23 protein-coding genes and 2 pseudogenes are annotated in these 25,056 nt (G+C 48.8%); 17 read left to right on the top strand and 8 right to left on the bottom strand.

All coding sequences use genetic code 11. The annotated features are described in order from the left end of the window. Positions 1–76 precede the first annotated feature (76 nt). The 5 genes from ACFQ03_RS11740 (at position 77) to ACFQ03_RS11720 (ending at position 3,481) form a co-directional block, all read left to right on the top strand. Complete coding sequence (locus tag ACFQ03_RS11740) at positions 77–391, top strand: hypothetical protein (protein WP_144939602.1); 315 nt, start codon at positions 77–79, stop codon at positions 389–391. A gap of 455 nt (positions 392–846) precedes the next feature. After that, on the top strand, positions 847–1,545 hold the full coding sequence (locus tag ACFQ03_RS11735; protein ID WP_150960001.1) for a glycosyltransferase family 2 protein: 699 nt from the start codon (positions 847–849) through the stop codon (positions 1,543–1,545). A 5-nt stretch (positions 1,546–1,550) separates the two neighbouring features. Further along, positions 1,551–1,922: a DUF2304 domain-containing protein gene (locus tag ACFQ03_RS11730; protein ID WP_144939598.1), complete on the top strand. Its 372-nt coding sequence runs from the start codon at positions 1,551–1,553 to the stop codon at positions 1,920–1,922. Next, positions 1,894–2,241 (top strand): EamA family transporter, encoded by a 348-nt coding sequence (locus ACFQ03_RS11725; protein WP_144939596.1) that lies wholly within the window; start codon positions 1,894–1,896, stop codon positions 2,239–2,241. Before ACFQ03_RS11730 ends, ACFQ03_RS11725 begins: the two co-directional genes overlap by 29 nt. 28 nt (positions 2,242–2,269) lie before the next feature. Then, entirely contained in the window at positions 2,270–3,481 is a 1,212-nt protein-coding gene (locus tag ACFQ03_RS11720; RefSeq protein ID WP_225312711.1) for an ArnT family glycosyltransferase, read from the top strand. Positions 3,482–3,634: 153 nt separating this feature from the next. On the opposite strand, the gene ACFQ03_RS11715 is transcribed toward ACFQ03_RS11720, so the two are convergent. Beyond that, positions 3,635–4,054: a CBS domain-containing protein gene (locus ACFQ03_RS11715; RefSeq protein ID WP_144939594.1), complete on the bottom strand. Its 420-nt coding sequence runs from the start codon at positions 4,052–4,054 to the stop codon at positions 3,635–3,637. A gap of 119 nt (positions 4,055–4,173) precedes the next feature. Here ACFQ03_RS11715 and ACFQ03_RS11710 point away from each other — a divergent pair, with 119 nt between their 5' ends. Both ACFQ03_RS11710 and ACFQ03_RS11705 read left to right on the top strand, forming a co-directional pair. Continuing rightward, positions 4,174–4,617, top strand: a complete 444-nt coding sequence (locus ACFQ03_RS11710) for a GNAT family N-acetyltransferase (RefSeq protein ID WP_150960000.1) — start codon at positions 4,174–4,176, stop codon at positions 4,615–4,617. 365 nt (positions 4,618–4,982) lie between these two features. Further along, positions 4,983–5,270 (top strand): DUF3892 domain-containing protein, encoded by a 288-nt coding sequence (locus ACFQ03_RS11705; RefSeq protein WP_144939636.1) that lies wholly within the window; start codon positions 4,983–4,985, stop codon positions 5,268–5,270. An 82-nt stretch (positions 5,271–5,352) separates the two neighbouring features. Here the strand turns inward: ACFQ03_RS11705 and ACFQ03_RS11700 are convergent, their stop codons facing one another. After that, the gene (locus ACFQ03_RS11700) at positions 5,353–6,099 is read right to left on the bottom strand and encodes an MBL fold metallo-hydrolase (RefSeq protein WP_150959999.1); all 747 of its coding nucleotides are present in this window, start codon (positions 6,097–6,099) and stop codon (positions 5,353–5,355) included. Between the two features lie 266 nt (positions 6,100–6,365). On the opposite strand from ACFQ03_RS11700, the gene ACFQ03_RS11695 reads away from it, so the two are divergent. From ACFQ03_RS11695 to ACFQ03_RS11680, 4 genes are all read left to right on the top strand, one after another. After that, complete coding sequence (locus tag ACFQ03_RS11695) at positions 6,366–7,136, top strand: N-acetylmuramoyl-L-alanine amidase (protein WP_225312710.1); 771 nt, start codon at positions 6,366–6,368, stop codon at positions 7,134–7,136. A gap of 240 nt (positions 7,137–7,376) precedes the next feature. Further along, positions 7,377–8,264, top strand: a complete 888-nt coding sequence (locus ACFQ03_RS11690) for an alpha/beta hydrolase (RefSeq protein ID WP_186328428.1) — start codon at positions 7,377–7,379, stop codon at positions 8,262–8,264. Positions 8,265–8,498: 234 nt separating this feature from the next. Then, positions 8,499–9,116, top strand: coding sequence for a copper amine oxidase N-terminal domain-containing protein (locus tag ACFQ03_RS11685; RefSeq protein ID WP_186328427.1), 618 nt, complete (start codon positions 8,499–8,501; stop codon positions 9,114–9,116). An 82-nt stretch (positions 9,117–9,198) separates the two neighbouring features. Then, the gene (locus ACFQ03_RS11680) at positions 9,199–9,513 is read left to right on the top strand and encodes a DUF1292 domain-containing protein (RefSeq protein WP_144939582.1); all 315 of its coding nucleotides are present in this window, start codon (positions 9,199–9,201) and stop codon (positions 9,511–9,513) included. An 84-nt stretch (positions 9,514–9,597) separates the two neighbouring features. Here ACFQ03_RS11680 and ACFQ03_RS11675 read toward each other — a convergent pair whose 3' ends face one another. Further along, a complete protein-coding gene (locus tag ACFQ03_RS11675; protein WP_144939580.1) occupies positions 9,598–10,017 on the bottom strand; it encodes a DUF1885 family protein in 420 nt (139 codons plus the stop codon). A gap of 372 nt (positions 10,018–10,389) precedes the next feature. After that, positions 10,390–11,865 (bottom strand): aminotransferase class I/II-fold pyridoxal phosphate-dependent enzyme, encoded by a 1,476-nt coding sequence (locus ACFQ03_RS11670; RefSeq protein ID WP_144939578.1) that lies wholly within the window; start codon positions 11,863–11,865, stop codon positions 10,390–10,392. A gap of 281 nt (positions 11,866–12,146) precedes the next feature. Between ACFQ03_RS11670 and ACFQ03_RS11665 the strand changes: the two genes are divergently transcribed. Further along, positions 12,147–13,334: an MFS transporter gene (locus ACFQ03_RS11665; RefSeq protein WP_150959997.1), complete on the top strand. Its 1,188-nt coding sequence runs from the start codon at positions 12,147–12,149 to the stop codon at positions 13,332–13,334. Between the two features lie 162 nt (positions 13,335–13,496). Here the strand turns inward: ACFQ03_RS11665 and ACFQ03_RS11660 are convergent, their stop codons facing one another. Next, a complete protein-coding gene (locus ACFQ03_RS11660; RefSeq protein ID WP_150959996.1) occupies positions 13,497–14,189 on the bottom strand; it encodes a hypothetical protein in 693 nt (230 codons plus the stop codon). 262 nt (positions 14,190–14,451) lie between these two features. Beyond that, the gene (locus tag ACFQ03_RS11655; protein ID WP_150959738.1) at positions 14,452–15,075 is read right to left on the bottom strand and encodes a YktB family protein; all 624 of its coding nucleotides are present in this window, start codon (positions 15,073–15,075) and stop codon (positions 14,452–14,454) included. A 570-nt stretch (positions 15,076–15,645) separates the two neighbouring features. On the opposite strand from ACFQ03_RS11655, the gene ACFQ03_RS11650 reads away from it, so the two are divergent. Next, positions 15,646–16,242 (top strand): hypothetical protein, encoded by a 597-nt coding sequence (locus tag ACFQ03_RS11650; protein WP_150959737.1) that lies wholly within the window; start codon positions 15,646–15,648, stop codon positions 16,240–16,242. Positions 16,243–16,566: 324 nt separating this feature from the next. Here ACFQ03_RS11650 and ACFQ03_RS11645 read toward each other — a convergent pair whose 3' ends face one another. Beyond that, the gene (locus tag ACFQ03_RS11645) at positions 16,567–17,949 is read right to left on the bottom strand and encodes an ADP-ribosylglycohydrolase family protein (protein WP_150959736.1); all 1,383 of its coding nucleotides are present in this window, start codon (positions 17,947–17,949) and stop codon (positions 16,567–16,569) included. A gap of 106 nt (positions 17,950–18,055) precedes the next feature. Further along, entirely contained in the window at positions 18,056–18,904 is an 849-nt protein-coding gene (locus ACFQ03_RS11640) for an AraC family transcriptional regulator (RefSeq protein ID WP_379288271.1), read from the bottom strand. A gap of 776 nt (positions 18,905–19,680) precedes the next feature. Between ACFQ03_RS11640 and ACFQ03_RS11635 the strand changes: the two genes are divergently transcribed. The 4 genes and pseudogenes from ACFQ03_RS11635 to ACFQ03_RS11620 all read left to right on the top strand — a co-directional run bounded on the left by ACFQ03_RS11635 (position 19,681) and on the right by ACFQ03_RS11620 (position 25,050). Continuing rightward, entirely contained in the window at positions 19,681–21,345 is a 1,665-nt protein-coding gene (locus ACFQ03_RS11635; RefSeq protein ID WP_379288269.1) for an extracellular solute-binding protein, read from the top strand. Positions 21,346–21,454: 109 nt separating this feature from the next. Beyond that, positions 21,455–22,359, top strand: a pseudogene (locus tag ACFQ03_RS11630) (ABC transporter permease). Positions 22,360–22,396: 37 nt separating this feature from the next. Continuing rightward, a complete protein-coding gene (locus ACFQ03_RS11625) occupies positions 22,397–23,281 on the top strand; it encodes a carbohydrate ABC transporter permease (protein ID WP_186328220.1) in 885 nt (294 codons plus the stop codon). Positions 23,282–23,320: 39 nt separating this feature from the next. Continuing rightward, positions 23,321–25,050: pseudogene (locus ACFQ03_RS11620) on the top strand (sensor histidine kinase). The last annotated feature ends 6 nt before the right edge of the window (positions 25,051–25,056 follow it).

The raw sequence follows: 25,056 nt of genomic DNA, 5'->3' as shown, positions 1-25,056 counted from the left end.
CGGCTTAGCTCATTATTGATTTCGAGAGCAAGGTTACCTTAAGATAAGGAAAACTATAAAGGGAGAGAAAATAACTATGATTCCATATGGAGCATCCGTCTGGCAGGAAATTCGCTTCACCGGTTTTACTCCTACCGTGGAGGAGCGGCCTCCATGGATAGATATTTACTTAAAGCTGGAATGGGAAGAAGGCACGGTATTGCCCGAAGGTCTGTCCGATCCGAGCGGGCTGGTCATCTGTAATTCCGACCGCATGATTGTTCAGATCATAGTACTGGATGAGGGCTGCGATAGCGAGTTTCAATTTACGCCGGGAGAGAAGGACCAGATTATCCGGTATTTGCTAGAAACCGGACTGGCCTCAGGCTGCATCGAGGAAAGCGTCCGCTAGAATGCAGCTTGGCTGTAACGATTTCGCTTTATGGATATAGAGCGTAAGAAGCTATCGGCATCCGGCTGGACCGGTTTCCTTTGTTTAGCGGATCGGAAATAGGGGCATAATGTTTTCAAGGTGGGTCCTTTGGCAAAAATAAGCATAACAGAATTTTAATTTCCGGGGCTCCCCGCAAAGTACCAGGAATACGCTTCGAAGGTCCCACGTCACTTTGTGGGGTATTTACAGGGCTCCCCGCAATGTACTGTATAAACCTTTATCGAAGCAAAGCAAGAAGAGCGACCGCGTTTAGAAGAAGGTCTAGACGCCGACTCCGTTGGAGTGCGGACGGAATACGCTTCGAAGGTCCCACGTCACTTTGTGGGGTATTTACAGGGCTCCCCGCAAAGTACCAGGAATAAGCTTCGAAGATCACACGTCACTTTGTGGGGGATTTTATTAGGGGTGCTATCATGAAAACACTTATTATTATCCCTGCCTATAACGAAGAAAAAAGCATTGTCCAGGTGCTTGCCTCCGTTAAACAAAATCATCCGGCCGCAGATATTGTCGTTGTTAACGACGGGTCCAAAGACCAAACCGGGGCACTGGCCCGTTCTACCGGATTGGCTCACGTCATTGATCTTCCGGTCAACGTAGGCATCGGCGGGGCGGTTCAGACCGGGTACCTGTTCGCTTATCGTCATGGATATGAGGTGGCGGTCCAGATTGATGCCGACGGCCAGCATAATCCGGCGGATGTCGATAAAATTGTGAAAGTCATCGAATCGGGGGAGGCGGACTGCTGCGTCGGTTCCCGATTTCTCCAGAAAACGGCTTATCGCTCCTCCTGGTCCCGCCGGACAGGGATTCGTTTTTTCGCATGGCTCATTCGCGGAGTAACCGGCAAAACGATCACAGACCCCACATCCGGCTTCCGGGCCGTCAACAGACGGGTCATTGAGCTGTTTGCCGAATATTATCCGGACGATTATCCCGAAGTGGAGGCCGTTGTGCTTCTCGAAAGGAAAGGTTTCCGGGTGCGGGAAGCGTCCGTATTAATGAATGAACGCACCTCGGGCAAATCTTCGATTACCCCTCTCAAATCACTGTATTACATGCTGAAGGTATCTCTTGCTGTGCTGATGACACGTATAAGAAATGTGAGCTGAATTCCATGAACATTTTTCTGTTATCGGTCCTGTTCAGTCTGTTATTTCTGTTCATTACGCTGGAGTTGATTCGACGGCAAAAAATAGCCGAGAGATACTCTCTGCTCTGGCTTATCCTCGCTCTCATTATGCTGGTATCCAGCTTCTTCCCCGAATGGCTTAACGCGGCTTCGCGGCTTTTGCATATTTATTATGCGCCCTCCCTTCTATTTTTTATCGGGCTTATTTTCTCGTTGCTGCTAATCATGCATTTGACCATCGTGATCTCCAAGCTTCAGCGTCAAATGACGAGAATGATTCAGGAGGTGGCCCTGTTGAAAGCACAGAAGGAAGGGGAGGAGGCTTCGTATGACCGCTCTTCTCATCGTATTGGTTAATGTTCTGATGCTGGTTACAGGGCAATTGCTGTGGAAAATCACCCTTAACCGGTATCCGGTTAAATCTTGGGACGGCCTGGTCACGATTATGCTTCAGCCGGCCATGATTCTCGGTTGTCTCTTATTTGCGGGGGCCACTTTGATCTGGTTCTATGCTTTAAGCCGCTATGACCTGAGCCGAATTTACCCGCTTCAATCGATGGCTTATGTATTGGGCGCCTTGGGAGGGGTTATTTTCCTGAAGGAATCGATGTCCCTCTATCAATGGCTGGGGATATTTTTGATCATAGGGGGGGCGTTCCTGCTCTCCAAATCATAGCGGTCGGTAGAATGGGGTGAACTTGAACTTGCAGCGAATCTACACTTGGACGCTGGCACTCATCATGCTGCTCGCGCTCGCTCTTAGACTGTTCTACGTCTGGAACGAAACGTACGAGCCTCTGGAATGGGACCAGCTGGAATATACGAAATTGGCAGTCCAATGGCTGGAAAGAGGGATTTACGCCTATCGGGATACGGCTCCGAATACATTGGTAACCCCCGGATGGCCGGCTATGCTCTATGTGCTGTACGGCCTGTTCGGCTATGACCCGTTGGAGCCGACACTGATGATCATTCGTACTCTCAACTGCTTTATTTCCGTTGTGGCCATATTTTTTATCTATAAGCTCGGAACCCGCTTGTTCCATCCGCTGACCGGGTTAATAGCCGCTGCGTTCGCCGCGGTCTACCCGTCCTACATATGGTCTACGTCGCTGATCCTGACGGAGGTTCCTTTTCTGACCGTATTCACCGCTTTTCTGTTCATGCAGGTCAAGATCATTCAGGAGAACCGCCCGCGCGACCATCTGATTATGGGGCTGCTGCTGGGGGCCTGTGTGCTGATTCGGCCCAATGTTTTGCCGCTTGCCGTTGTGCCCTACGTGTTTCTCTGGATCAATCACCGTCAGTTATTTTTGCCGCAAATCCTGAGGGGAGCCGGGGCTTTCGCACTCGTCATGCTTCCCTGGTGGATACGCAACGCCATCACCTTCCACGAATTTATCCCCATTGCAAAGGGGGAAGCGGGAAATCCGTTTCTGGGTGGCACGGATCCGTATTTCAGAGGTACCATCGATTGGACGAAGGTCGACGAGAGCCGTCAGTTCCAGGAAGGACTGGAGCGCATCCGGCAAGGCTTGAAGGAAGATCCCTGGCTCTGGATCCGTTGGTTCACCGTCGGCAAATTCAAAGTATTTTACAAAACGATGTGGGTGGGGCCTTATCAAAAATTTGTTCCGGAGGCTTATTTTTGGCTGCTTAGAAAGCTCCATTATGGTATCGTTTATATTGGGTGGCCGGCTCTGCTTGCCTTTAGCCGGTTTCACCGCTCGTTCGCTTACTTGGCGGTAAGTCTGCTTATTTTTTACGGCGTGCATGCGTTGTTTATTCCGGTGGACCGATATTTATACGGAATGCTCCCCTTCTTAATGATTGGGACCGCTCAGGCGGGAGTTATGGGGCTGCGTTGTTTGCGGCAGATTTGGCGAAGCCGGCGGCCTAAAGAGGCTTCGGCGTAGTACGGACGGTCATCGCTATAAATGATAAATTCCCCGCTGGACGAGGCGTATCCAACGGGGAATTTGGGTTGTTTTATTTTGCCGCAATACAGGGCCGGTATCGCTAACGGCTACAAATGGACTCGGGGCGAACCTCCTCCGGCCGGAGTAAGCTCATCGGGAGTTGACTTCCTTAAAAATCTGTTCGGAGCAAAATTCAATAATATCGCTTCTGCGTACAATTCCAATAAATTTATCCGTATCATCCACAACCGGAACGAAGTTCTGAACTTTGACCAAGCGGATCAGGTCCTGCATATTGGAGTCAATCCGGACGGATTTGTTCTGCATCTTTAACGGGACTTCGGCTAGGGTATGCCTGTGTGCATTGTCAAAGTTGACTTCCCTGTTATTTTTGAAAAACCAAAGCAGATCGCCTTCCGTGACACTTCCGACATATGTTCCGTCATCCTTCAGAATCGGGACGGCGGTGTAGCGGTGGTACTCCATCTTCTCAATGGTTTGACGCAGAGTAGTATGCAATGTTAAATGAATGACTTCATGCTTGGGCAGTAAAAAGAAAGCTATGTTCATAGGCCGAGCTCCTTTATCCTTTTCTCTCTCTCCCTGAGTTCATTTTATCAAAATCCCGTTCAAGAAGGTAGGGCGCGCAAAGGTTTCCATTAGAAAAAATTAGGAATGGAGGGAACATCGTGAAAATAGTGGAGGTACAAACGCAGGAGGAGCTGGATCAGTGTCTCTCCGTGCGGAAAGAAGTGTTCGTTATAGAGCAGAAGGTTCCGGAGGACTTGGAGATAGATGAATATGACCGATCCCCCGGGGCTTGCTCGCACTGGCTCGCCTTGGACGGCAGCAATCCCGCCGGTACGGGGAGATGGATCTTCTATGGGGAAGAAGCAGATACTGCAAAGCTTCAGAGGCTGGCGATATTATCCCGGTACCGGGGAACAGGCTTGGGAAGCCGGCTGCTTAATGCTCTGGAGAATTCGGCCAGGGAAGCGGGAGCGCAATATGCCGTGCTGGACGGGCAGTGTCACGCGGAAGCTTTCTATGTCAAGCATGGCTACGTTACGGTTTCGAAGGAGCCTTTCCTGGAAGCGGGCATATGGCATGTGCGGATGAGGAAGCGGCTGTAGCTTGGTCAAAGTTCGTTGAGCGGGATAATAGGACGGCGGAAGGAACAAACTAATGGAATCATAAGGAAAGGGATGATTTCATGCAGCAGGGTGAACAGAACGGCACAACGATTTCTACAGGACAAGCCGCTTACGGAATGGAAAACCGCCAGCAGCCGGATTCCGACTCGATGCTTAGGCAGGTTACGCAGATGCAGCAGCAGCTGGAGGTATTGAGACAGCAGCTTCTACAAGGCGCAGGCATGCAGACGGGCGGAATATCGCCGGCCAATGTCATGTCAAACCCGGAAGGGGCTATGTCCACTTATGGAGGAGGGGCTAACCCTTCCGGTGCGGTTCCTAACGGCTTGACGCAGTCCTCCGGCATGCCGTCCCTTCAGGGAGGGGGTTCATTCCCGTCCGGATCGCAGGTAAACGGGGGAGCAGGGCAAAGAGAGGCCTTCATCGCCGTTCGTAAAAATGGTGATGGGGATTTAAGAGAATTTATGACGTCCTCCGGCCGGGTATTGTCGTACGAGCAGGCTCTGCAGGAGGTTCAGATGGGACGAATCCAAGGGGCCAACGTCTTCAAAGGACGGGATGGAGATTTGTACATTCGCGGAGATGCCGATGGCGACCCGAGCAACAATCTGGATAATTTGCCCGGCTTCTAACGGGCACAAGGGTGTTCTACGCTTCAGCAGCGTAAGAACACCCTTTTGCTTTTGCAATCAGGCTCTGTGTAATAAGGCGCGCTTAGTCCAGGGGATAGCGGTAAAGCTCATGCTGGTGAAGGAAGGTCATGGGCCCCGTGCGGCCTATGTAGTTTTCCATATCATCGCTATAATGCATTAATTGGATCTTCTCCTGCAGCTCTTCCGGCAAGGTGAGCAGCTCTTCCAATGTAGTATGGACACCGGGTGCGCCGTAAAGCTTGCATTCATGTAAAAAGTAGCGCACTCCCCGATCATGCAGCTCCTCAAGCCGTGCCCGGTTAAAGCGGGTATCCGCACTGTAGTACAACCGGTCGTTGACCAGCAGCGAATAACTTGACTTGTAGCGAACGTGCTCGGAAGGCAATATTTCCAGCCGGAAGTCTTCCGACAGCTTTGCGGCCGATCCTTCGGCTATTTCGATAACCTCGAAATAATCGTCCAGCGAATTCAATCCGGCCTCCGGATTAATCATTCCGCCCTTCAATGAATTCTCCCACAGCACGTTGCGAAGGGTGGAGGGAACGAACAGCTTTGGCTTCTGTCGATAGACGTAAAGCATTTGGAAAGCAAACTCTTCCAGTCCTCCTATATGGTCCGCATGCTGATGAGTGATGAAAACCCCGTCAATGGACGTAAGCGGGACTTTCATCTCGTGAAGCGAACGGATGGCGGTTACCCCGCAGTCCACCAGTAAAGTGAAGTCTCCGATCGTCATTAATGCGTTGTTGTTGGCATAACGGGTGGAGAAGGCACCGCCTGTGCCAAGCATCCTTAATTGTAATTCCATATATTGCTTTTCCTCCTTCGGCCGTTTGTTGAAGACCAGTACAGTAGTAAATTTTGGATTCGAACTCTATTGTATCTCACAATGGATTCGGGATACAGAGTTTAATAAGGGAAGATTGGGCAAAAAAACGTTCCTGCGTACCCGTAATCCCTGATCCTTCCCGGGTAAAACTACTTAATAGCACAGACAGGAAAGTCTTCTCTCGAATATTCTGATAGCAAGGAGGCCAACCAGTACTGCTGGCTTACGGGAGGTGATGGCTTTCCATGGATATACGGTGGGTCGGCAATGAACATACCAATTCCAGCAGCAGGCAAGGGTATGTTCCGTTTGTCATTGTCAATCATATCTCGGCCGGCACGATGGCCAGCATGGATTATTGGTTTACGGATCCGGGCAACCGGGTTTCTTCCGCTCATTTCGGCGTCTCCAAGACCGGGACGATTCATCAATATGTCGCCATAGAACGGATGGCCTGGGCCAACGGCCTATCATCCGATCAGATGTCTTGGGCGACTGCGCCGATTGTGCGCCAGATGAAAGTGAATCCGAATTTATATACCGTTTCCATAGAACATGAAGGGATGGACGGGGCTTTAACCGAGGCGCAATTTCAAGCATCCGTTTGGCTGCACCGTTATATACAACAGTATATTTTGGACAAATGGGGTAAGGATTTTCCTTTGGATTCGGAGCATGTTATCGGACATTTTCAAATTAATCCGGTTAACAAGCCTAATTGCCCGGGACCCCAGTTTCCCTGGAAACGGCTATATTCCGCGTTAACTCCAAGCGAAGGAGGGACAGACCCTATGGCAAATCTAACGGACCGGATTGCGGCGTTGGAAATGGAAACGAAACAGCTTGAACAGAGACTCAAGCAGCTTGAAGACTATTTCCAGATGGACGCGATTCCGGAATGGGCTCGGGCCAGCGTGGACAAAGCAGTCCAATCGGGATTGATCGATACGCCATTGAACGGCTCCTACGATTTTTACAGGCTGCTGGTCATTCTTGACCGTAAAGGGCTGCTCTAAGCCACTTAATCTCTTGCGATCGTCAGAATGAAAGCACAGGCCTTTTTCCAAAGCAAGCTTCGGAAAAAGGCCTCTAAAATGAACCGGGAACATGATATAATTCAAAGGATCGTTGCTGCTCGCTCGGGGCAATAGGGTCCGAAAGGCGGGCTTGGCTGCCTGTACCGACGGCTTGACCGGCATCCCGCAACCATGGACCGGACCAGTTGCGTAATATGAAGCTTATATCGGAGGACAAAGATGATGCTCATTATATGGCTTGCGCTGCCAGTTCTGGCTGTGCTTATTTGCGCGGGAATCGCCGGGTATGTAGGCTGGAATCTTACACACCCCGAGAGAAGACCGCTGAACGATTCCCCTGCCAATTATCAATTGAAGTATGAGGACGTCCGCTTTCTCAGCAAACTAAAGGATGTTCAATTAAAGGGATGGTTTCTGCCCGCCAGTACTTCGGTACCTAAAATGACTATCGTCTTCGCTCACGGCTACTCTATGAACCGTCTGCAGGATGATGTACCGGCCCTACCGCTGGTCAGGTCTCTTGTCGAAGCCGGTTTTCAGGTGCTTTTGTTTGATTTTCGTAATTCCGGCGAATCCGAAGGAAACCTGACTTCGGTCGGACAATTGGAGAAGGAAGATTTGCTGGGCGCCGTCGAATGGGTCAAGGAGCATCATCCGGGTCCGATCGGGCTGATCGGCTTCTCCATGGGGGCGAGCACCGCGCTGATGGCCGCCGCCGAAGACGATTCCATTGCAGGGGTGGTGGCGGACAGCCCGTTCAATCATTTAACGAGGTATTTAAAAAAGAACCTTCCCACCTGGTCGGATCTGCCGGATTTTCCTTTCACCAGACTCATTCTCGCCCTGCTGCCGAGGTTGACCGGATTAAACCCGGATTCGGTCGATGTGCTTGCGGCTACCGAGCGGATCTATCCCCGGCCGATCTTGTTCATTCATTGCGAGGATGACGATAAAATCCCGTATACGGAAAGCGAAGCGATGCTGGAGAAATATCCGGACAGGTTTGCAATGTGGAAGCCGGCTAGAGGCAAACACGTAGGCGGATACCGGGAAAGCCCGGAAGAGTATACCGCCAGGGTTATCCGATTTTTTGACGGCTTGTGCTGAAATCAGTGGCGATTTATGCTCACCCGGATCGGCATGAAGCGCAAATAAGGACCCGTGAGCAAGGATCGGCCTGAAGAGGATACATAATTATTAGAAAGCCAATGATCGGATTAGTAAGGCAAGTGGGCGTTCCTGTTCCGCCGGACTGGAAATATTTCGCGCGGCCATCGCAACTTTTGCGCCCCGATGTGAGTATAAACAAGCAATACTAGCAAGATGGAGGGTTCCCGCTGCATGAAAACCAAATCCAAACGGATCGTCATTCTGACCACACTTATCTTTACACTCGGGACGGTAACCGCCTTTGGTGAATCCTTGTGGGGAAGCTATGAAGGCTACAGTAAAGCAAGGGTATTTATAAATGACAACCAGATTAACGTTCCTCAAGATGATGTGCCCGCATTTATTATCAATGGAAGAACAGTCCTTCCGCTGAGACTGCTGGCTGAATCCCTGCAAGCTACCGTATCATGGGACAACAAGACGCAGACGGCCAAAATCTATAAACCGAACATCCATATGTTCGTTTCGCTGGATGTGGATAAGGATTACACGATCAAGAAGCCTTTCGGCAAGGTGGCCCATGGCGAAACCCGAAACTTCGTCGTATCTACCCAGGTCGATACGCTGAAGATGAAGCCCAGCGGTTTCAAAATCACAATTGAAGCTCCGAACGGAGAATTGGCGACGGATGCCGTGGAGGTTCCGCTTGAGGAATCCAGTGAGAGCTTCTGGTACACCTGGCCGTTTAAAGTTAGCTTCACGCAAGCCGGAAATTATACCGTAAACTTCTCTCTGCTGGTCAATGGGGAGTACACGGTCGTTTCCAAAAAAACGATCGTTTCCGAATAGGGAAGAATGTTTGACCTTAATCAGTCAATAGTGATACGATACAAAGAAGCAATTTACTTTATAACGAAATGAGGCGATGTCATTGACCGATCATAACAACCAGGATTGTGGTTGCGGACATGACCATAACCACGAACATGATGAAGATATATTTTTAGTAACCGATACAGATGGCGTAGAGCATGAGATGGTGATGGTATACACCTTCGAGGCTGACAATCAGGCTTACGCAGTTTTGTTGGACCGGAATGCGCCGGATTCCGACGGGGTCATCTTTCGGATTGAGGAAGAGAATGACGACGCCTATCTGGTAAGTATAGAGGACGATGAAGAGTGGAATCGTGTCGTCACGATATATAATGAACTGGCCATGGAAGAAGCAGATGGACAGGCTTAATGGATAGTCTCGACAGTGAAAGAGGGCTGCCCGGCAATCATGCCGCTGCAGCCCTTATTTCGTTATCCGAATGAGCGGACGAAATCACTTGCGGGGGTTGTAATACATGACTCTCCCATTAAACAGGTGCAGCTCCGCCTTCCACTTGCGACCCAGGTGCTTGCAGAGCTCATTGGCTTTGCACTTGTCCCCGTGGGTGGAATCATCGGGAAGAACCGCCTGCACATACGGAATGCTCTGATCCTCGCGGGATTCGCTGCCCAGACCAAGGACAATATAACGGTATAAGCTGTCGATTCCTTTCAGGTAGAACCATCGGTTCTCACCCTCGGCTCGGGTTTCAATCGTGTATGGAAACGCTGCCCGGGCATAGTCCCAACCTAGCTGCCTGCCGGTCTGTGCCAGTTGTTCTTTGTAGCTCAGCAGGGCATCCTTCAACTCTTCCAAGGTTAAAGAGGAGATGCTCGACCCTTCAACCAGCTTAATGAAAGCGCTTTGAGCCATATATAAACACCTGCCTAATGTAATCTCTCCCCCATGATAGCATTCCGCTTACCGATTGACAATAACTCCCTGGCGGATCAGGTTCTTGCAGACGGAATAACTCCGTGCTCGGCAGCCTTCCCGGTCTTCGACGGAAGGCAAGCGGCTTTACAAAATAGAAGAAAGACCGGGATATATCCCGGCCTTCGTTAACCACATTAGAAAGTTTAAGTTCGTTAAAGCATTAAAATGGAACAAACTTTCTAATTGGCATAAAAAGCTTCCTCTAATACCGGGTTATTCGTCTTCGAAGAGGCTCCGTTAGGAGCTTTTTTTATGCAATCCAATAATCCATGTTGTACAAGCCTATGGTTACTACCCTGAACAGGGTCTCTAGAAAATGGCTTCCGTCTCAACAATAACCTTGACAAACTCGACATTGCGGTCTTCCGGACCTTTGACCGGCAGGCCGACCTGAACGTGATCCATAATGTAATCGATATTCTCCTGGGAGATTACCTCGCCGGGCAGCAGAATCGGAATGCCGGGAGGATAAACATAAATAAACTCCGCAATAATTCGTCCGGCGGATTCCTTAAACGGGATGATTTCCGTATCCCCGTAGAAAGCATCGCGCGGCGAAAGGGACAGCTGCGGGATTTCCGGAATCTGCACAACCAGCTCCCGGACTTCATTCACATTGCGATGCTGATCCGCGAGAGCAGTGAGCGCCTGCACCAGAACCTGGATCGATTCCTCCGTATCCCCGGGAGTGACCAGGCATAGAATGTTGTACATGTCGCTCAGCTCGACCTCGAGGTTGTAGTGCTCGCGCAGCCAGTTCTCGGCATCATAGCCGGTGATGCCCAGATGGCGGACATGAACCGTCAGCTTCGTGGGGTCGAAGTCATAGGTAGCTTCTGTCCCCAGAATTTCCTCTCCGAAGCAATACAGGTCCGGAATTTGGTTGATCCGCTTCCGCGCTTCGTTGGCGAGGCGGATCGTCGTCTCGGCAATTTCTCTGCCGTTCAGGGCCAAATTCCGCCTGGAGACATCCAGGGAGGCGAGCAGGATATAGGAGGTGGAGGTCGTTGTCAGCATACTGAAGATGGTCTGGACGCGTTTAGGACTAACGAGCCCTTCTTTTACATTGACATTCAGTATGGAGCTTTGGGTAAGCGAACCGCCAAGCTTGTGAACGCTCGTTGCGGCCATATCGGCTCCGGCTTCCATGGCCGATACAGGCAGCTTCTCGTGGAAATGAATCAAGGCCCCATGGGCTTCATCCACCAGAACGGGAATGCGGTAGCTGTGTACGAGCTCTACGATCTCTTTCAGGTTGGCGCATACGCCGAAATAAGTCGGGTTTATGATCAAGACGGCTTTCGCATCCGGATGGATCTCGAGAGCCCTTCTGACCGAACGGGTCGTAATTCCGTGATCAATTCCCAGATTTTCATCGCGGGCCGGTGACAGGAACACCGGTTTCGCGCCGCAGAAGATAATCGCAGACATGACCGATTTGTGAACATTGCGGGGAACGATAATTTTATCCCCTTCGGAACAGACCGACATAATCATGGTCATGATCGCTCCGCTTGTACCCTGTACGGAAAAAAAGGTATAATCAGCATGGAATGCATTGGCAGCCAGTTTCTGCGCTTCCTCAATGACGCCCATCGGCTGATGCAGGTCGTCCAGTGGGGCGATGTTAATCAGATCGATGGAGAGAGCGTTGTCTCCTATAAACTGTCTGAAATCGGGGTCCATCCCGATGCCTTTTTTATGTCCGGGTATATGAAATTGGATCGGATTGCGTTCCGCATGCTGAACAAGAGCGGAGAACAACGGGGTTCGACGATGATCCATTGTAACCTTCTTCCCTTCCGTATGAATTTCAACCAAGGGGCCTGTCCGTAATGCCCGTTTTGACCTGATTCCGTAACGGGTTCACTAAGCTCCCCTAAAGTGGTAAACAAAATGAGTATATCAAAATAGCAAAAGGATGCAAGAGAAATTTCTTGATCGGACGATGGACGAATAATGAAGAAGGCCATTGCCGCATGCTCGCTAATTATTATGGCCTTTCCCCGCAACAACTATTGGATGATCAGGCCAGATCACGTTCGTGCAAGAGGAGGAACCCAATTATGAAGAAACAAATGATCATCATCATGCTGCTGTTGATGACCGTGTTCATAGGCTTCGGCATTATTATACCTGTGCTGCCGGTCATCATCGGGGGCGGCGAAGGAGAGGGCATCCATCTAGCTCTGCTTCTTTCGCTGTACTCTGCCGTCTCCTTCGTCATGTCGCCTTGGTGGGGCGGCGTCTCCGACCGAATCGGCCGCAGGCCTGTCCTGCTAACCGGGCTGATCGGCTTCAGCCTGAGCTTCTTTCTGTTCGGTATTGCCGGTGATAACCTGTGGCTCATGTATGCGTCCCGAATTATAGGGGGTGCTTTCTCCGGGGCCGTTACCTCATGTGCGGTAGCCTATGTCGCGGACATTACCAGCGAGGAGAATCGGACGAAGGGTATGGGGCTCGTCGGGATGTCCATCGGGCTCGGATTTCTGTTTGGCCCCGCCTTGGGAGGAATATTAAGTTTATGGGGCACGCATATTCCCTTCCTGGCCTCGTCATTACTTTCTTTGTTAACCTTTGTGTTCGCTTTCCGTTTTCTAACGGAATCGCTGCCGCAAGCCGTCCGCAAGCAGAGGTCGGAGCAGCCGCGAACTTCGAGATGGACGGCCTTCCATGGGCCGCTTAAATATTTGTATATTCTGTCTTTCTTTGTCACGTTTACACTCGCCGGTTTGGAGACGACCTTCCAGCTGTTTCAAATGATGAAGATTGGCATCGGCTCTTACGAGGCCGGCTGGATGTTCTTTGTCAGCGGATTGGTCGGTGCATTAATTCAAGGCGGCGTAGTGCGCAGGTATATCAAGCCGGGAATGGAGAAGACGGCGATCCGGATCGGACTGCTGGTGTCCGCCATTGGCTTCTTGCTTATTCTTTATTCGACTAACGTCGTGACAGCAGCCATCTATCTTTCCGTATTTGGCGCAGGGAATGCACTGATTCGTCCGTGTGTTATCTCCCTGATAACCCAGAAAACGAATGTGGGGCAGGGAGTGGCCACCGGTCTGAATTCATCGATGGACAGCCTCGGCCGGATTGCCGGTCCGCTGATCGCTATGGCCTTGTATGGCTTGGAGGCTTCTCTGCCGTTTATCGTTGGAGCGGCACTTTGTGTGGCTGCCTTGACGCTGGTAGCCCAGTTTGTCCGTCTGGATAAGCGTTACAGCAGGTCGCAGGACGAAGCCACCCTCCAATAAGGGAGAGGGGCTCAAGAATCCTCCACAGAATAAAAAAAGGTGGTTGGGAAGGAAACTTCGCCAACCACCTTTTTTCTACCTGATTGAATTTTAATCTAAGCCGGCCAAGTTGATATGAATCGACCGGCCGTTACCAATGGCTTGTCCGCGTGCTCCCGGCTTCTAATGGGCAGGAGCCGGCAAGTCCTTGGCCTCTTCCTTCAGCTTGGCGATCAGCAGTTCTTTGCTTATCCCGTTGGCCTCTGCAATTTCAACCAGAGTCTTCCCTTCCTTAAGCAGGGAAGATAGCGCTTCCTCGGTAATGCCGATAATGGCAGCGACTTTTCCGGGGTTGAAATGGTTCAGGGTGTCATGTCTCATCGATTTCCACCGGTCTTTGTGCAGAGCCTTGATTCCTTTCTGCTTGACCATGTAGGTGATATGATCGTTCATGTAAGCTTTGATCTTCTCAGCCTTCTCCGCAGTCAATTTGCCGGCGATTACCGCATCATTGATTTTCTGGTTTCGGAGGGCAAGCAGCTTACCGATCAGGTCGCTTTCGCTTATTCCGCGGGATTGGGCAACGTCTGACAAGCTTTTGCCTTGCTTTAATTCTTTGACGAGGTCCTCCTTGGTTATTCCGAGCAGTGAGGCAGTCTCCTTAAGAATGGGCAGCGCCGATTTTCCGTCTTTCCCGTCTTGGTTAGAGCGGTGACGACGGTCGCGCAGCTGTTTGATCCGGTCATTCTTTTCCTTGGTCCAGCTTCTTTCCAACGCTCCGGACTTGCCGGAATCTTTAGCCAATCCGTAGGCTATATTTCCGCTGAAGACGAGCGATAGCACGAGTGCCGTCGTTACGATCGTTTTTGACCTCATAACGTTCACCTTCCTTTCCTGATGGTAAGCCGGTCCTTCTCTCCCTATATGTATAAAATAACCCAAAAACATTAATTTAAATTTAAAAACAGATTAAATAACTTTAAAAGTTTGTAACTTTTTGTTACTAAACGGTTCATTAGACCTTCGCATACATGCCGGAAATCCCGAGAAGCGGCCTCCCATCTCCGCAATACTCCTTCAGGAGCTTAAGCTGCGTCAGGTGCTGCCTATCCAAATGCCCGGTTTCGGGTTTTCCCTGCTAGAAAGCAATACGGTATAACGGGACCAAGGTTTCAAAAGTTTGCTCCGCTAACCCGATCAGCTTCTTGCCGTTCTTGAGCAGCGGGTCATTCCTTTCAATTCGCAGTCCGCACAGCACTTCCGCTTTCTTTACCTTCTTGAGCTTATCCATCCACTGAATCCAGTCTTCTTCATTCATGTCCCGATGGGGCACGGTCTCCGGCCGGGTATGATCGTCGGACCAATAGAAGTGATCGGGGATGGCCTGCTTCACTTCCGCCAGGTTATCCAGCAGCTTATCGGCAAAAACCGCCTTGTTCGTGCTTTCATAAATGATAGCGAACTGCAGGAACAGGTGAGTCGACCACAAGCCCAGTTGGAAGTGGGGATGAGCTTTATAGCCTCTTCTGTTATTCGCCCAAGCAACCCAGGTGTCATTCGGGGGGTTAACGGTCCGCCGGGCATGCTTGGCTACATGGGGAAACATCGGTTCTCCGCATAGAGCGGACAGCGATGGAGCCAGCAGCTCGCCAAGCTCCGTTAATTTCGGGCGAATTATTCCGATAATGGCTTCCATTCTGGGCTCCAGCCCGTCTATAGTTAGTGCTTTGAAATCTTGTTGGCTAAATCCTTGAAAAGTCATTGGTGATTCCTCCAGTGTGCTTGAACTGATTTATTCGTTAGTTTACATTAACTATAGCATATCTAAACCTGCGATGATGGATCAGCCTCTTCCGGCCATCCTTATTACCTACAAGCTACCTATTCCTCGATTAACCGGAGATAGGAAAAGCCTCTCATGGAAGCCCTTTCGAAGATGCTGTCCCGTCTAAACTAAATTCTCCTTGAGAGTGCAGCAGGTTCCGAATCCATTCCGGGAGCCCCCGTCCTTAAAGCATTCGAGCTATCGCGAAGGGGAACACCAAGCTCGAAATGCCGCCGTGGATCCGTTAAATTATTCTTTTGAGAGTTTTCTCCTCATAAATAGGTTTCTATTGAAGATTTTTTGTCTAAGCTATAAACAGAAGGACGAGATCAATCCCGAAGTCTCAGCCCCGACATGCAATCTTGGACATTCAACCAAATTTCTCCCCGCAGCAAGATTTAATCATTAAACCAAGTTGCTAAAACATAATAATGGTAATAAGATATTGTAAAAGGATAAGTTGTCTGAACATTCTGTCAAGTAAGTGCGATGGGGGAGGGATCGGCCGTGAGCAATGGGCACGAAGTGGAGTATTGCAACTTAGAATTGCGGTTTGATCGCCGTCAAATCCGGAACTTCATCAAGGCGTTGATTCAGGAAGGGTTCTCATTATACTGGAATGAAAACGATACCCAGTTCATCATCTCCGTCCGCACAGGCAGGAAACTCGTCAAATTGAAATTTGAGCGGATCGGGGAACGTTTCAAGATGGTGGGAAGCTACTCTTTTAAAGATGAGAAGCTTTCGGAATTGATGGAAAAAATGATAGGCGACACAAGAGGGCATGCGGTGGTCAAGAGGTTTAAGGAAAGACAGATATTGATAGAAAGCATCATGTTCGGTGAAATAATTCGGATGGTTGAGATTTCCGGGGTGGACCATAAAATAATTTTTCAGAGGGATCCTATGGTTACTTTAGAAGAAATGACGGAAGCACTCAAGTCGACACGTATAGAAGAGCGGATACCGGTTTTGCGAATGGAATTGGATTATGAGCTGGCCAACCTGCAGGAAGCGTTGGAGCGCGGCAACTACAGTGAGATTATGGAGATTAAGAAAAAGCTGGAGGAGCTGCGCAGAGAAATGCTCACGCTGGAGATGTGAGAAGTGAAGGGAACAGTCAAGAGCTAGGCAAAAAAATCTTTCGCATGATTCATTGCGGAGATTTTTTTGATTTACGGATGTACGGTAAAAGTGGAAGGCCGGCATCGATGCCGGCCCAGGTCATAACAGAAACCTATCCCCTCATTTAAAGGACGCCGTAAGGCGTTCTTTTTGTTACCACATAGGAATCTTTAAGTTCTTTACAGTGTTAATACGATGAAAATATAGATTCCTATTGGCATAAAAAGCTTCCTCTAATACCGGGTTATTCTTCTTCGAAGAGGCTCCGTTAGGAGCTTTTTTTACCGATCATCCTAAATAATTTTAATGCTGCAATTTTCGGAAGACATGATAGCTTCTTTGAGCGCATTCGGAGATGGCAATGGGGTGGAAGCCGCTGACATCGGCATACAAGGTATCGTTTAGCGGCGAGATCCACTTCTCGGGAAGCGCCGCCGCTCCAAGCGATGCGCCAAGAATGGAACCGACGGTGGCGCCGTTGCAATCGGTGTCCCAGCCGCCAAGTACGGCTGTCGTAATGCCTTTCTCGAAATCGCCTCCGGAATGAATGAGAGCAGCCGCGCATAATGCAGCATTATTATTGGTATGAACATGGTGATAGTGCTTAAATGTCTCCCATATTTTACTCACCAATTCTAATGTGTCTTCCGTTTCCTCAGCAATTTTGACCGCTATGGCGATATCTTCTGCAAGACGGCTGCGTTTCGGTATTTCACTCAATCCGATCTCGACAATTCGCTTCATATCACTTTCAACGAATGCGGCGGCAATCATAGCCGAGCAGAACATGGCGCCGTAAATACCATTCTTCACATGGGAGAAGGAAGCGTCCCGCCAAGCAAGCTCGGCTGCAAGCTGGGGCTGGCCGGCAGCACCGTATGCATAGCCGTCCACACGAATCTGGGCGCCGATCCATTCGCGGTAGGGATTCAAATAAGAACGTACCCAATGGATATGTTTCTCCCAGTCATCCGGCTGGGCGCCGCTAATATGTGAAGTGACACGAGCGAAATTAAGATAGGACTGCGCTTCAGCCGTGAATACCTGCCCGAATGATAACTGGCGATGCCACAGCTTACCCACGTCCCAGGAGTTGAAATCAAGCCCGCGCTCCTCAAGCATGAGCAGGCCAAGAACGGTATAACGAATATCATCGTCCGTTTCCATAAAGCGAATGTTTTCCCGGCAGCTGGCCAAGCTGCACCATCGGGCTATCTCGATACCGTACTCGGCCTCTGCAGTTGATTCGCCCGGTGTATAATGGCGAATCGGCCATTGCCCTGCGCCTTCAAACCACAATTTAATATTGTGCCAACCGGGTCTGCCGCCGGAGCCTTGCATGAAGGGAAGAGACTCCAGAGGTTTTCCGAGCGCACAACCGGCAGAACGGCCGAGCCAAGCACCATGAAATTTATCCTGCCATTTAAGTTCATCCCAGTTTCCGGACAATATTCTCGGTCCGTCCGGACGTTCGGCGCGAATGGCTTCCAATTCCGACGGCTCGATATACTTGAAATCCGCACGTGGCTCAAGAGCCATTAAAGCCCGGTATACTTCCATTAGCTTTACTTCGTCTGTGCCGGCCGCTTCCAGACGTTCGGCCATCCCTTCTACATTACAGCCTTCTTCTCCGCGCTGTCTTATTTCTTCCCGAACCAATTCCCTCAGTCCAAACCATTTCGTCATAACGGCTGCCCTCCTGAAATACGTGAAATCAACATATGCCTTGATTATAACCAGCCATGCCGGCAATGGCTTCTCAAATTAGGAAAGCATAATTCTCATTTTTTGCTCATTCCGTAACCCCCATAGATTGCCGATAACGGATCGGAGACATGCCGACAGTCTCTTTAAAAACGCGGTAAAAGGTCGGCAAGCTTTGAAAGCCGCATTCGAATGCAATATCAGCAACAGCTTTGTCCGTTCCCGCCAATTCCCGCTTGGCCGCCTGGATACGCAGCAAGGAAACATACTCCGAGAAACGGTAACCGGTCGTTTCCAGAAACGCGCGGCTCACGCGCGAGACGCTTAAACCAAGTTCATCAGCCAATTCCGCTAAGCTGACCGGCCCGGTGTAACGCTGCTCGACCAAAGCGGCCAGCGACTGCACCTGGCGAACGGACTGTACCATATTATGCCTCTCATCATCTGTTAGCAAACCGTTGTAATGTCGCAGAAGACGGCCGCATAGCTGAATGAGAGCGCTTTTGGCCATTACCAAATAACCCGGGGACTTCTCCCGCAGTTCTTCCGCTATAGCCAGCACCCAAGGAGTAAGCTGTTTGGCGAGGGGCGAGCCGCCAATAATATGATTGCAAAAATGTGTGGAGCGATAGGAGAATGGCAGCAGCAGACCAGGATCCTCCGCCAGCAGCAGCGCGGGATCAAAGTTTATAAAAAGATAGCGGCTCGGGTCGTCGGGGGCAGACTGGGCAATATGCCGTTCCTCATTATTGACCAGGAATAAGTCGCCGGGATTAGCCGCATATTGTTTATTCCCGAAGAAAAAACAGCCTTTGCCTGTTAAACAAAGGCCGATCTCCAGACTCGCATGCACATGAGGCGGCTGCCGATAAGTGGCGGGAGTCCATTCGAAAGCATTGATAGCAATGGGATGATCATAAGTAATATGAAGTTTCATTATGATCCAATGCCTCCAGACAATAATTAATTTATGGGGCTAGGTATATAGGACAAGGGATGAGTTCAGCAGGCACTGCTGTTTACTTTCATACATACATTTTGGGGTATTTCTACCTTGAAAATCCGTCTATTTTACCGTCTGCAGGCATCGTTGCAAGCGGAGCGGCACGTCTACCTTGAAAATCCGTCTATTTTCACCGTCTGCTGGTGCCGTGCAAACGGAATGGCGCGTCTAACTGTATTTTGTACAGGTAGATTCAAGCGAATGGGCGAAAATGATCAAACTAACTGGATAAACTACAGTTAAAATGGGCAACTGTGGGCGAAACGGCTGTTTTGGCGCAAACTAACTGTAGGTTTTCCAGTTAGTTTCCATATTTCTTCCGAATATAGAAATCTAACTGTATGAAATCCATTTAGTTTTCAAATTTCACACTATTGAAGCAATTCAACTCTATTCTACCTTGAAAACCCATCCATTTCATCATCTGATGGTGTCGCGGTTAGCGGCATGGGGGTCTAAATAAAAAGTAAAGTACGGCCAATGTAGGAACTTTAAACAACGGAAGGTCCTTATGCATTCGTTTTTGGAAGCGGCCGCTGTATACGTCAATCAAAACAAATAATTGTTTTATGCCTGGTGTCAAGAGGTGTATACGAAAGTAAAGACTAGTATATAGAACAGCGGGGAGCTTCTTTCTATACTAGAATTATGAAAGACTGCAGTGCAATTTGCAGCGAAAACTATAACGAAATATACCGGAGGGGTAAAATTTGAAGAGCAAAAAGGCACTTGCAATGATCTCCTTGACGCTTGCAGTGGCGATTACAGGCTGCGGCGGCAAAACGTCCCCTGAGCCAAGCCATTCACCTGGAAATTCCAAGGAACCGGCCGAAACAACAGGCACAGGAAACGGCAGTGATATTATTGAGGTTTCAACGGTTTCGCCAAGCGATCCCTACTTGAAATTTGACGAAGGGGAAAGCTTCGACAAAAACTCAGTTTATGATGCTTATGAAAAAGATATCGGTGTAAAAATTACAAACAAATGGGTTGCAGATATAAGCCAATTTAAAGAGAAGGTAAAAATCACCATTGCATCCGACGATCTTCCGGATTTCTTGCTTGTAAACGCTACACAGCTTAAAGAGCTTACTGAAGCGGATATGATTATGGATTTGACAGAGATTTATGAACAGCATGCTACGGAAGAGACGAAAAAGTTTCTGACCATGGACGGCGGCATGCAAATGAAAACAGCGATGATCGACGGGAAAATGATGGGTATTCCTAGCTCATATAACCCGTTCAACTATCAATACTTGTTCGTCCGTACGGACTGGCTGAAGGAGCTGGGCCTGCCTGAGCCTAAAACAATGGATGATTTCATGAAAATTGCCGAAGCGTTCAAAACGAAAAATCCTGGCGGCACAAAAGAAGCTTTCGGTATTGCGGTCAGCAAAAGCCCATTTAGTATAGAGACAGGCGTGACCGGTCTGAGAACGTTCTTGAACGGCTATCATGCTTATGAAAACATTTGGATGGAAGACGGGAACGGCGGTTTGATGAACAGTGATATTCAGCCCGAGATGAAGCAGGCTCTTGCAGCGCTGCAGGACATGTTCAAAAAAGGGTTGATCGATCCGGAGTTTGCGGTTAAAGATACGGAAAAAGCTGCTGAGCTAATCTACAACGGCAGCATCGGCATGGTATTTGGCGCTTCCTGGACTCCGGCGCAGCTTGCGCAAGGCGCTGTGAAAGACGGCAAGGTTGTTCAAGAATGGGGAGTGTTCCCTATCCCTTCCGTAGATAACAAGCCTACATTGAATCAAATCGGTCTTGGCGTTGATGAGTATTATGCCATCTCTAAACAAGCCAAGCATCCGGAAGGCGTGATCCGTTTGCTAAACCAATGGATTACAGTAAGCAACAATCCGACGGAAGAGCAAAAAGTGTATGAGTATGGTAAAGACCGCGTTGAAAAAGGCAACAACTACTGGCTGCTTAATCCGCTTCGAGTAGGCAAACAGTTTGACAATAACGGCGAAATCTTGCCCAAAGCCATTGAAAACAAAGACGAAAGCATACTTGAGACCAAAGATCAGAGAACACGTTATGCACGCGCTATGGAATACGTTGAAGGCGATACAAGCATGTGGTGGGAATACTTAATTTCCGGTCCTAAGGGAGCCTACTCTCATATTCCGGAAATTCAAAAAAACAAACAATACCTGCAAAACAAATTCTACGGCGCACCTACTCCGGCGATGGCAGACCGTCAAGAAATTTTAATCAAGAAACGTGATGAAATATTCATCAAAATCATTATGAACCAAGTATCCGTAGACGAGTTCGATAAATTCGTTGAAGAGTGGAAGAAGCTTGGCGGCGATGAAATCACGAAAGAAGTTAACGAGTGGTATAAGTCGCTTAAATAGAATCTGTACGCAGGGAGGGATTGATTCTATGCAATCCCTCCTTTTTTGAACAACCAGGTTCTTGAGCAAGGAAAGCACAGCATGAAAAGTGAATCAGCGAGGTGAAGATATGAATAGACTGACGCGCAGGTGGAAGAAGGAATGGCCGCTTCATTTGATGCTGCTGCCGGGTTTGGCTTTTATTATTATTTTTAGTTACATTCCTATGACAGGAATCATGATGGCTTTTCAAAAATATGTACCGAACAAAGGGTTGTTCGGCTCCCCGTTTATCGGATGGAGGAACTTCCAATTGTTAATGGATTATCCGGATATCGGCCGCATTTTCTTTAACACGGTCTATATTGCTGTAATGAAAATAATTGCCGGTTTGTTCGTGCCGATTACCATTGCTATTTTGCTAAATGAATTGCGCAGAGAGTGGATCAAAAGAACGTTCCAAACATTGGTCTATTTGCCCCATTTTTATCCTGGGTGTTGCTGAGCGGTATTTTGGTCGATATTTTGTCTCCTTCCTCCGGCGTATTTAACCAAATGCTCGGATGGTTCGGCATTGAGCCGATCTTCTTTCTCGGCGACAATAACTGGTTCCCTTATGTCATGGTCATCTCCGATGTATGGAAAGAATTTGGATTTGGCACCATTGTTTATTTGGCGGCGCTGACGGGAATTAACCCTACGCTTTATGAAGCCGCTGAAATTGACGGCGCGGGCCGCTGGAAACAAACGCTTCACGTGACGCTGCCGGGCATGATGCCGATCATAGTTCTTATGCTTACGCTTAATATCGGCAATGTGCTGAATGCCGGATTTGATCAAATATTTAACCTGTACAGCGCACCGGTTTATGAAAGCGCCGATATCATTGATACTTTCGTCTACCGCATGGGGATACAGCAAGCGCAGTTCGGATTTGCCACAGCTGTCGGCTTATTGAAATCAGTCGTATCCTTTATTTTCATTTCCGTATCCTACGTACTCGCATACCGGTTAGCGAATTACCGTATTTTCTAATTGCGGAAAAGCCGGTCATTCAGAAAGGAGACAGACCGTGGTCATTAAACCGTCATTCGGAAGAAGGGCTTTTCTAGTTTGCAATCTAATCTTTCTTGCGTTTATATCTTTTTTATGCTTAATGCCGATTATTCATATTTTGGCGCTTTCCTTTAGCTCGGGTTCGGCGGCGGCAGCCGGCAAGGTTGGGCTGTGGCCTGTAGAATTTACAACGGCGGCTTATGATAACGTGTTCGGCAAGCCTGAATATTTAAGAGCCTTTGGCGTTTCTATTCAACGGGTTGTAGCAGGGACGGCATTAAGCATGCTTTTAACGATCGTTACAGCCTATCCTTTATCCAAGGACCGCAATACGTTTCGTCTAAGAACCGTTTATGCCTGGATATTCGTTTTTACGATTTTGTTCAACGGCGGATTAATTCCTACCTATTTGACCATCAAAAGCTTGGGACTTATTGATTCCCTCGGAGCGCTGGTGCTTCCTACGGCGGTTAACGTGTTCAATGTCATCCTGCTATTAAACTTTTACCGCAATTTGCCCAAGGAGCTCGAGGATGCTTCACGGATTGACGGAGCCGGGCATTTTGCAACACTATGGAAAATATATGTTCCGCTATCGTTGCCCGCACTGGCGACAACGGGGCTTTTTACGATGGTAGGGCATTGGAATAGCTGGTTCGACGGCATGCTTTATATGAATCATACGGAAAATTACCCGCTGCAAACCTTCCTGCAAACCGTTATTATTAAGATGGATTTCCGATTTATTAAATCAGAAAATGTGGAACTCATGCTCCAGCTGTCCGACCGTACAAGCAGGGCGGCACAAATCTTCGTTGCGGCTTTCCCGATTCTTATTGTCTATCCATTCTTGCAGCGGTTTTTCATTAAAGGCATTGTAATGGGAAGTGTAAAAGAATAGACAGGAAGGTCGTAGATCTCGGGCACAGGAGAACAAACGATGAAAAGAATATTCTTTTTACAGGATTCCTCCATATTCAAAAAAATAATGGCTGCCTTTTTGGCGGCCTTGCTGCCGCTTATGGCCATTACCTGGATGATTAATGAGCAGGGGGCCAATAATATCCGCAGTGAAATATCCGATTCGATTTTAAATACGACGCGGTTTTATTTAGACTCTCTGGATAAGGAGGCAGAGCGGATCAGCCGATATTTGCCTAACTACGTCATGGACAGGGATTTAATGGAAGTGGCGGCGACAGGCGAGCAGATGAACTCCTATGAGCGGTCCTATAAAATATTGGATATTCAGCACCGCCTGGATTTGATGAAAAATTCCAGTCCGTTTATTCGCGAGGCAAAGGCGTACATTCCGCATATCGAGCGCACTGTGCTGAGCAACAGCTTTGAAACCATGCTGAATGAGGAAGAATATGAAGCGATGCAGCCAGGCAGGAAGCTTTATACCGAGCCCTTTATTTATTGGCAGGACCGGCTGTTTATTACGATGCAGTACCCTGCAGCCAAGAAGGAACCGCTCTATGTGGTGGGCGTAGAGCTCTCAACCGGAAAAATTAAAGAAACATTGGCGCAAATCGGCAACAGCAGGGGAGGCCAGACCGTATTGGTTAATCTGGAGCGCGGCTGGGAAATCAATAGCGGCTCCGACTTGGAATTGCATGATCTGATGAAGCAGTTGGCTTTCGAAAAGCAGGCTGCGAAAATGGATGAAGGCTATGATACGATCCATTATAAAAGTAAGCGATTTCTAACCGTATTCAAGTATTCCAGCCTCTGGAATTCATACATGATAACAAGCATACCGGAAGAGAAGGTTCTCGGTTCATTGCAAGTATATAAAACTTTGTTTTGGTGGGCTTGTGTGCTTGCCGTTTTTATTGTGCTGTTCTTTACCTATTTTTTAATCCGGTTAATATACCGTCCGTTGATAAAGCTGGTGCGTTCCTTCCGCCGCATGCAGCAAAACGAGCTGGAGCCGATCGTGATCGATCGCGGGAAGGACGAGTTCGGCTATTTATACCAGGCTTTTAACGATACGGTGAAATCTTTGAAAACACTGATTGAGGAAAATTATGAGCAGCAAATTCGCACTCAGCGCTCGGAGCTGAAAAGATTGCAATCACAAATTAATCCTCATTTTTTATATAATTGCTTTTTTGTGCTTTGCCGTTTGATTAAATCCGATAGCAGAAGGAAAAGGCCTACCGGTTCTGTTTATACATCGGACAATATTTTCAGTTCATTACTCGCCATAATGATGACGACATCCCGCTGGAGATGGAGCTTGAGCATTCCCGCACTTATGTGGAGATGCAGTCGATCTGTTACGGGGATCGAATACAAGTGCTGTTTGAAGTCGAAGCCCCGCCGATTGAAGTCCCTCGGTTGATTTTGCAGCCTATTATTGAAAATGCCTATAAGTACGCCCTCGGCAATATGCCGGGCACGGGCGAGCTATGGGTACACAGCAAGCTGCGAAATGATGCTTTTTATATTTATGTAGAAGATAACGGCGAGTTCATTACGGACGACGAGATAGAAGCGCTTGGCAAGAGGCTGCGTTATTCAACGAACCAGATGGAGGAGACAACCGGGCTGCTTAATGTTCATCGCAGAATTCAGCTTCGTTATGGAGAAGAGTTTGGGATTACCGTGTCACGCTCTGAGCTTGGCGGGCTTCAAGCTATTATTAAACTGAGCATGAGCTAAGGAGGA

Source organism: Paenibacillus residui, assembly GCF_042677205.1.
In the GTDB taxonomy this organism is placed as follows: Bacteria; Bacillota; Bacilli; order Paenibacillales; family NBRC-103111; genus Paenibacillus_L; species Paenibacillus_L residui.
Note: the sequence above shows the minus strand (reverse complement) of the source record. Positions and strands in the feature narration are given on the sequence as shown.

Bases quoted from the DNA above. Each gene is read 5' to 3' on its own strand.
- ACFQ03_RS11735 (WP_150960001.1), top strand. From the start codon at position 847: ATGAAAACACTTATTATTATCCCTGCCTATAACGAAGAAAAAAGCATT.
- ACFQ03_RS11660 (WP_150959996.1), bottom strand. From the start codon at position 14,189: ATGAGGTCAAAAACGATCGTAACGACGGCACTCGTGCTATCGCTCGTC.
- ACFQ03_RS11685 (WP_186328427.1), top strand. From the start codon at position 8,499: ATGAAAACCAAATCCAAACGGATCGTCATTCTGACCACACTTATCTTT.
- ACFQ03_RS11675 (WP_144939580.1), bottom strand. From the start codon at position 10,017: ATGGCTCAAAGCGCTTTCATTAAGCTGGTTGAAGGGTCGAGCATCTCC.
- ACFQ03_RS11670 (WP_144939578.1), bottom strand. From the start codon at position 11,865: ATGGATCATCGTCGAACCCCGTTGTTCTCCGCTCTTGTTCAGCATGCG.
- ACFQ03_RS11645 (WP_150959736.1), bottom strand. From the start codon at position 17,949: ATGACGAAATGGTTTGGACTGAGGGAATTGGTTCGGGAAGAAATAAGA.
- ACFQ03_RS11700 (WP_150959999.1), bottom strand. From the start codon at position 6,099: ATGGAATTACAATTAAGGATGCTTGGCACAGGCGGTGCCTTCTCCACC.
- ACFQ03_RS11695 (WP_225312710.1), top strand. From the start codon at position 6,366: ATGGATATACGGTGGGTCGGCAATGAACATACCAATTCCAGCAGCAGG.
- ACFQ03_RS11740 (WP_144939602.1), top strand. From the start codon at position 77: ATGATTCCATATGGAGCATCCGTCTGGCAGGAAATTCGCTTCACCGGT.
- ACFQ03_RS11705 (WP_144939636.1), top strand. From the start codon at position 4,983: ATGCCGTCCCTTCAGGGAGGGGGTTCATTCCCGTCCGGATCGCAGGTA.
- ACFQ03_RS11730 (WP_144939598.1), top strand. From the start codon at position 1,551: ATGAACATTTTTCTGTTATCGGTCCTGTTCAGTCTGTTATTTCTGTTC.
- ACFQ03_RS11725 (WP_144939596.1), top strand. From the start codon at position 1,894: ATGACCGCTCTTCTCATCGTATTGGTTAATGTTCTGATGCTGGTTACA.
- ACFQ03_RS11690 (WP_186328428.1), top strand. From the start codon at position 7,377: ATGATGCTCATTATATGGCTTGCGCTGCCAGTTCTGGCTGTGCTTATT.
- ACFQ03_RS11715 (WP_144939594.1), bottom strand. From the start codon at position 4,054: ATGAACATAGCTTTCTTTTTACTGCCCAAGCATGAAGTCATTCATTTA.
- ACFQ03_RS11640 (WP_379288271.1), bottom strand. From the start codon at position 18,904: ATGAAACTTCATATTACTTATGATCATCCCATTGCTATCAATGCTTTC.
- ACFQ03_RS11665 (WP_150959997.1), top strand. From the start codon at position 12,147: ATGAAGAAACAAATGATCATCATCATGCTGCTGTTGATGACCGTGTTC.
- ACFQ03_RS11655 (WP_150959738.1), bottom strand. From the start codon at position 15,075: ATGACTTTTCAAGGATTTAGCCAACAAGATTTCAAAGCACTAACTATA.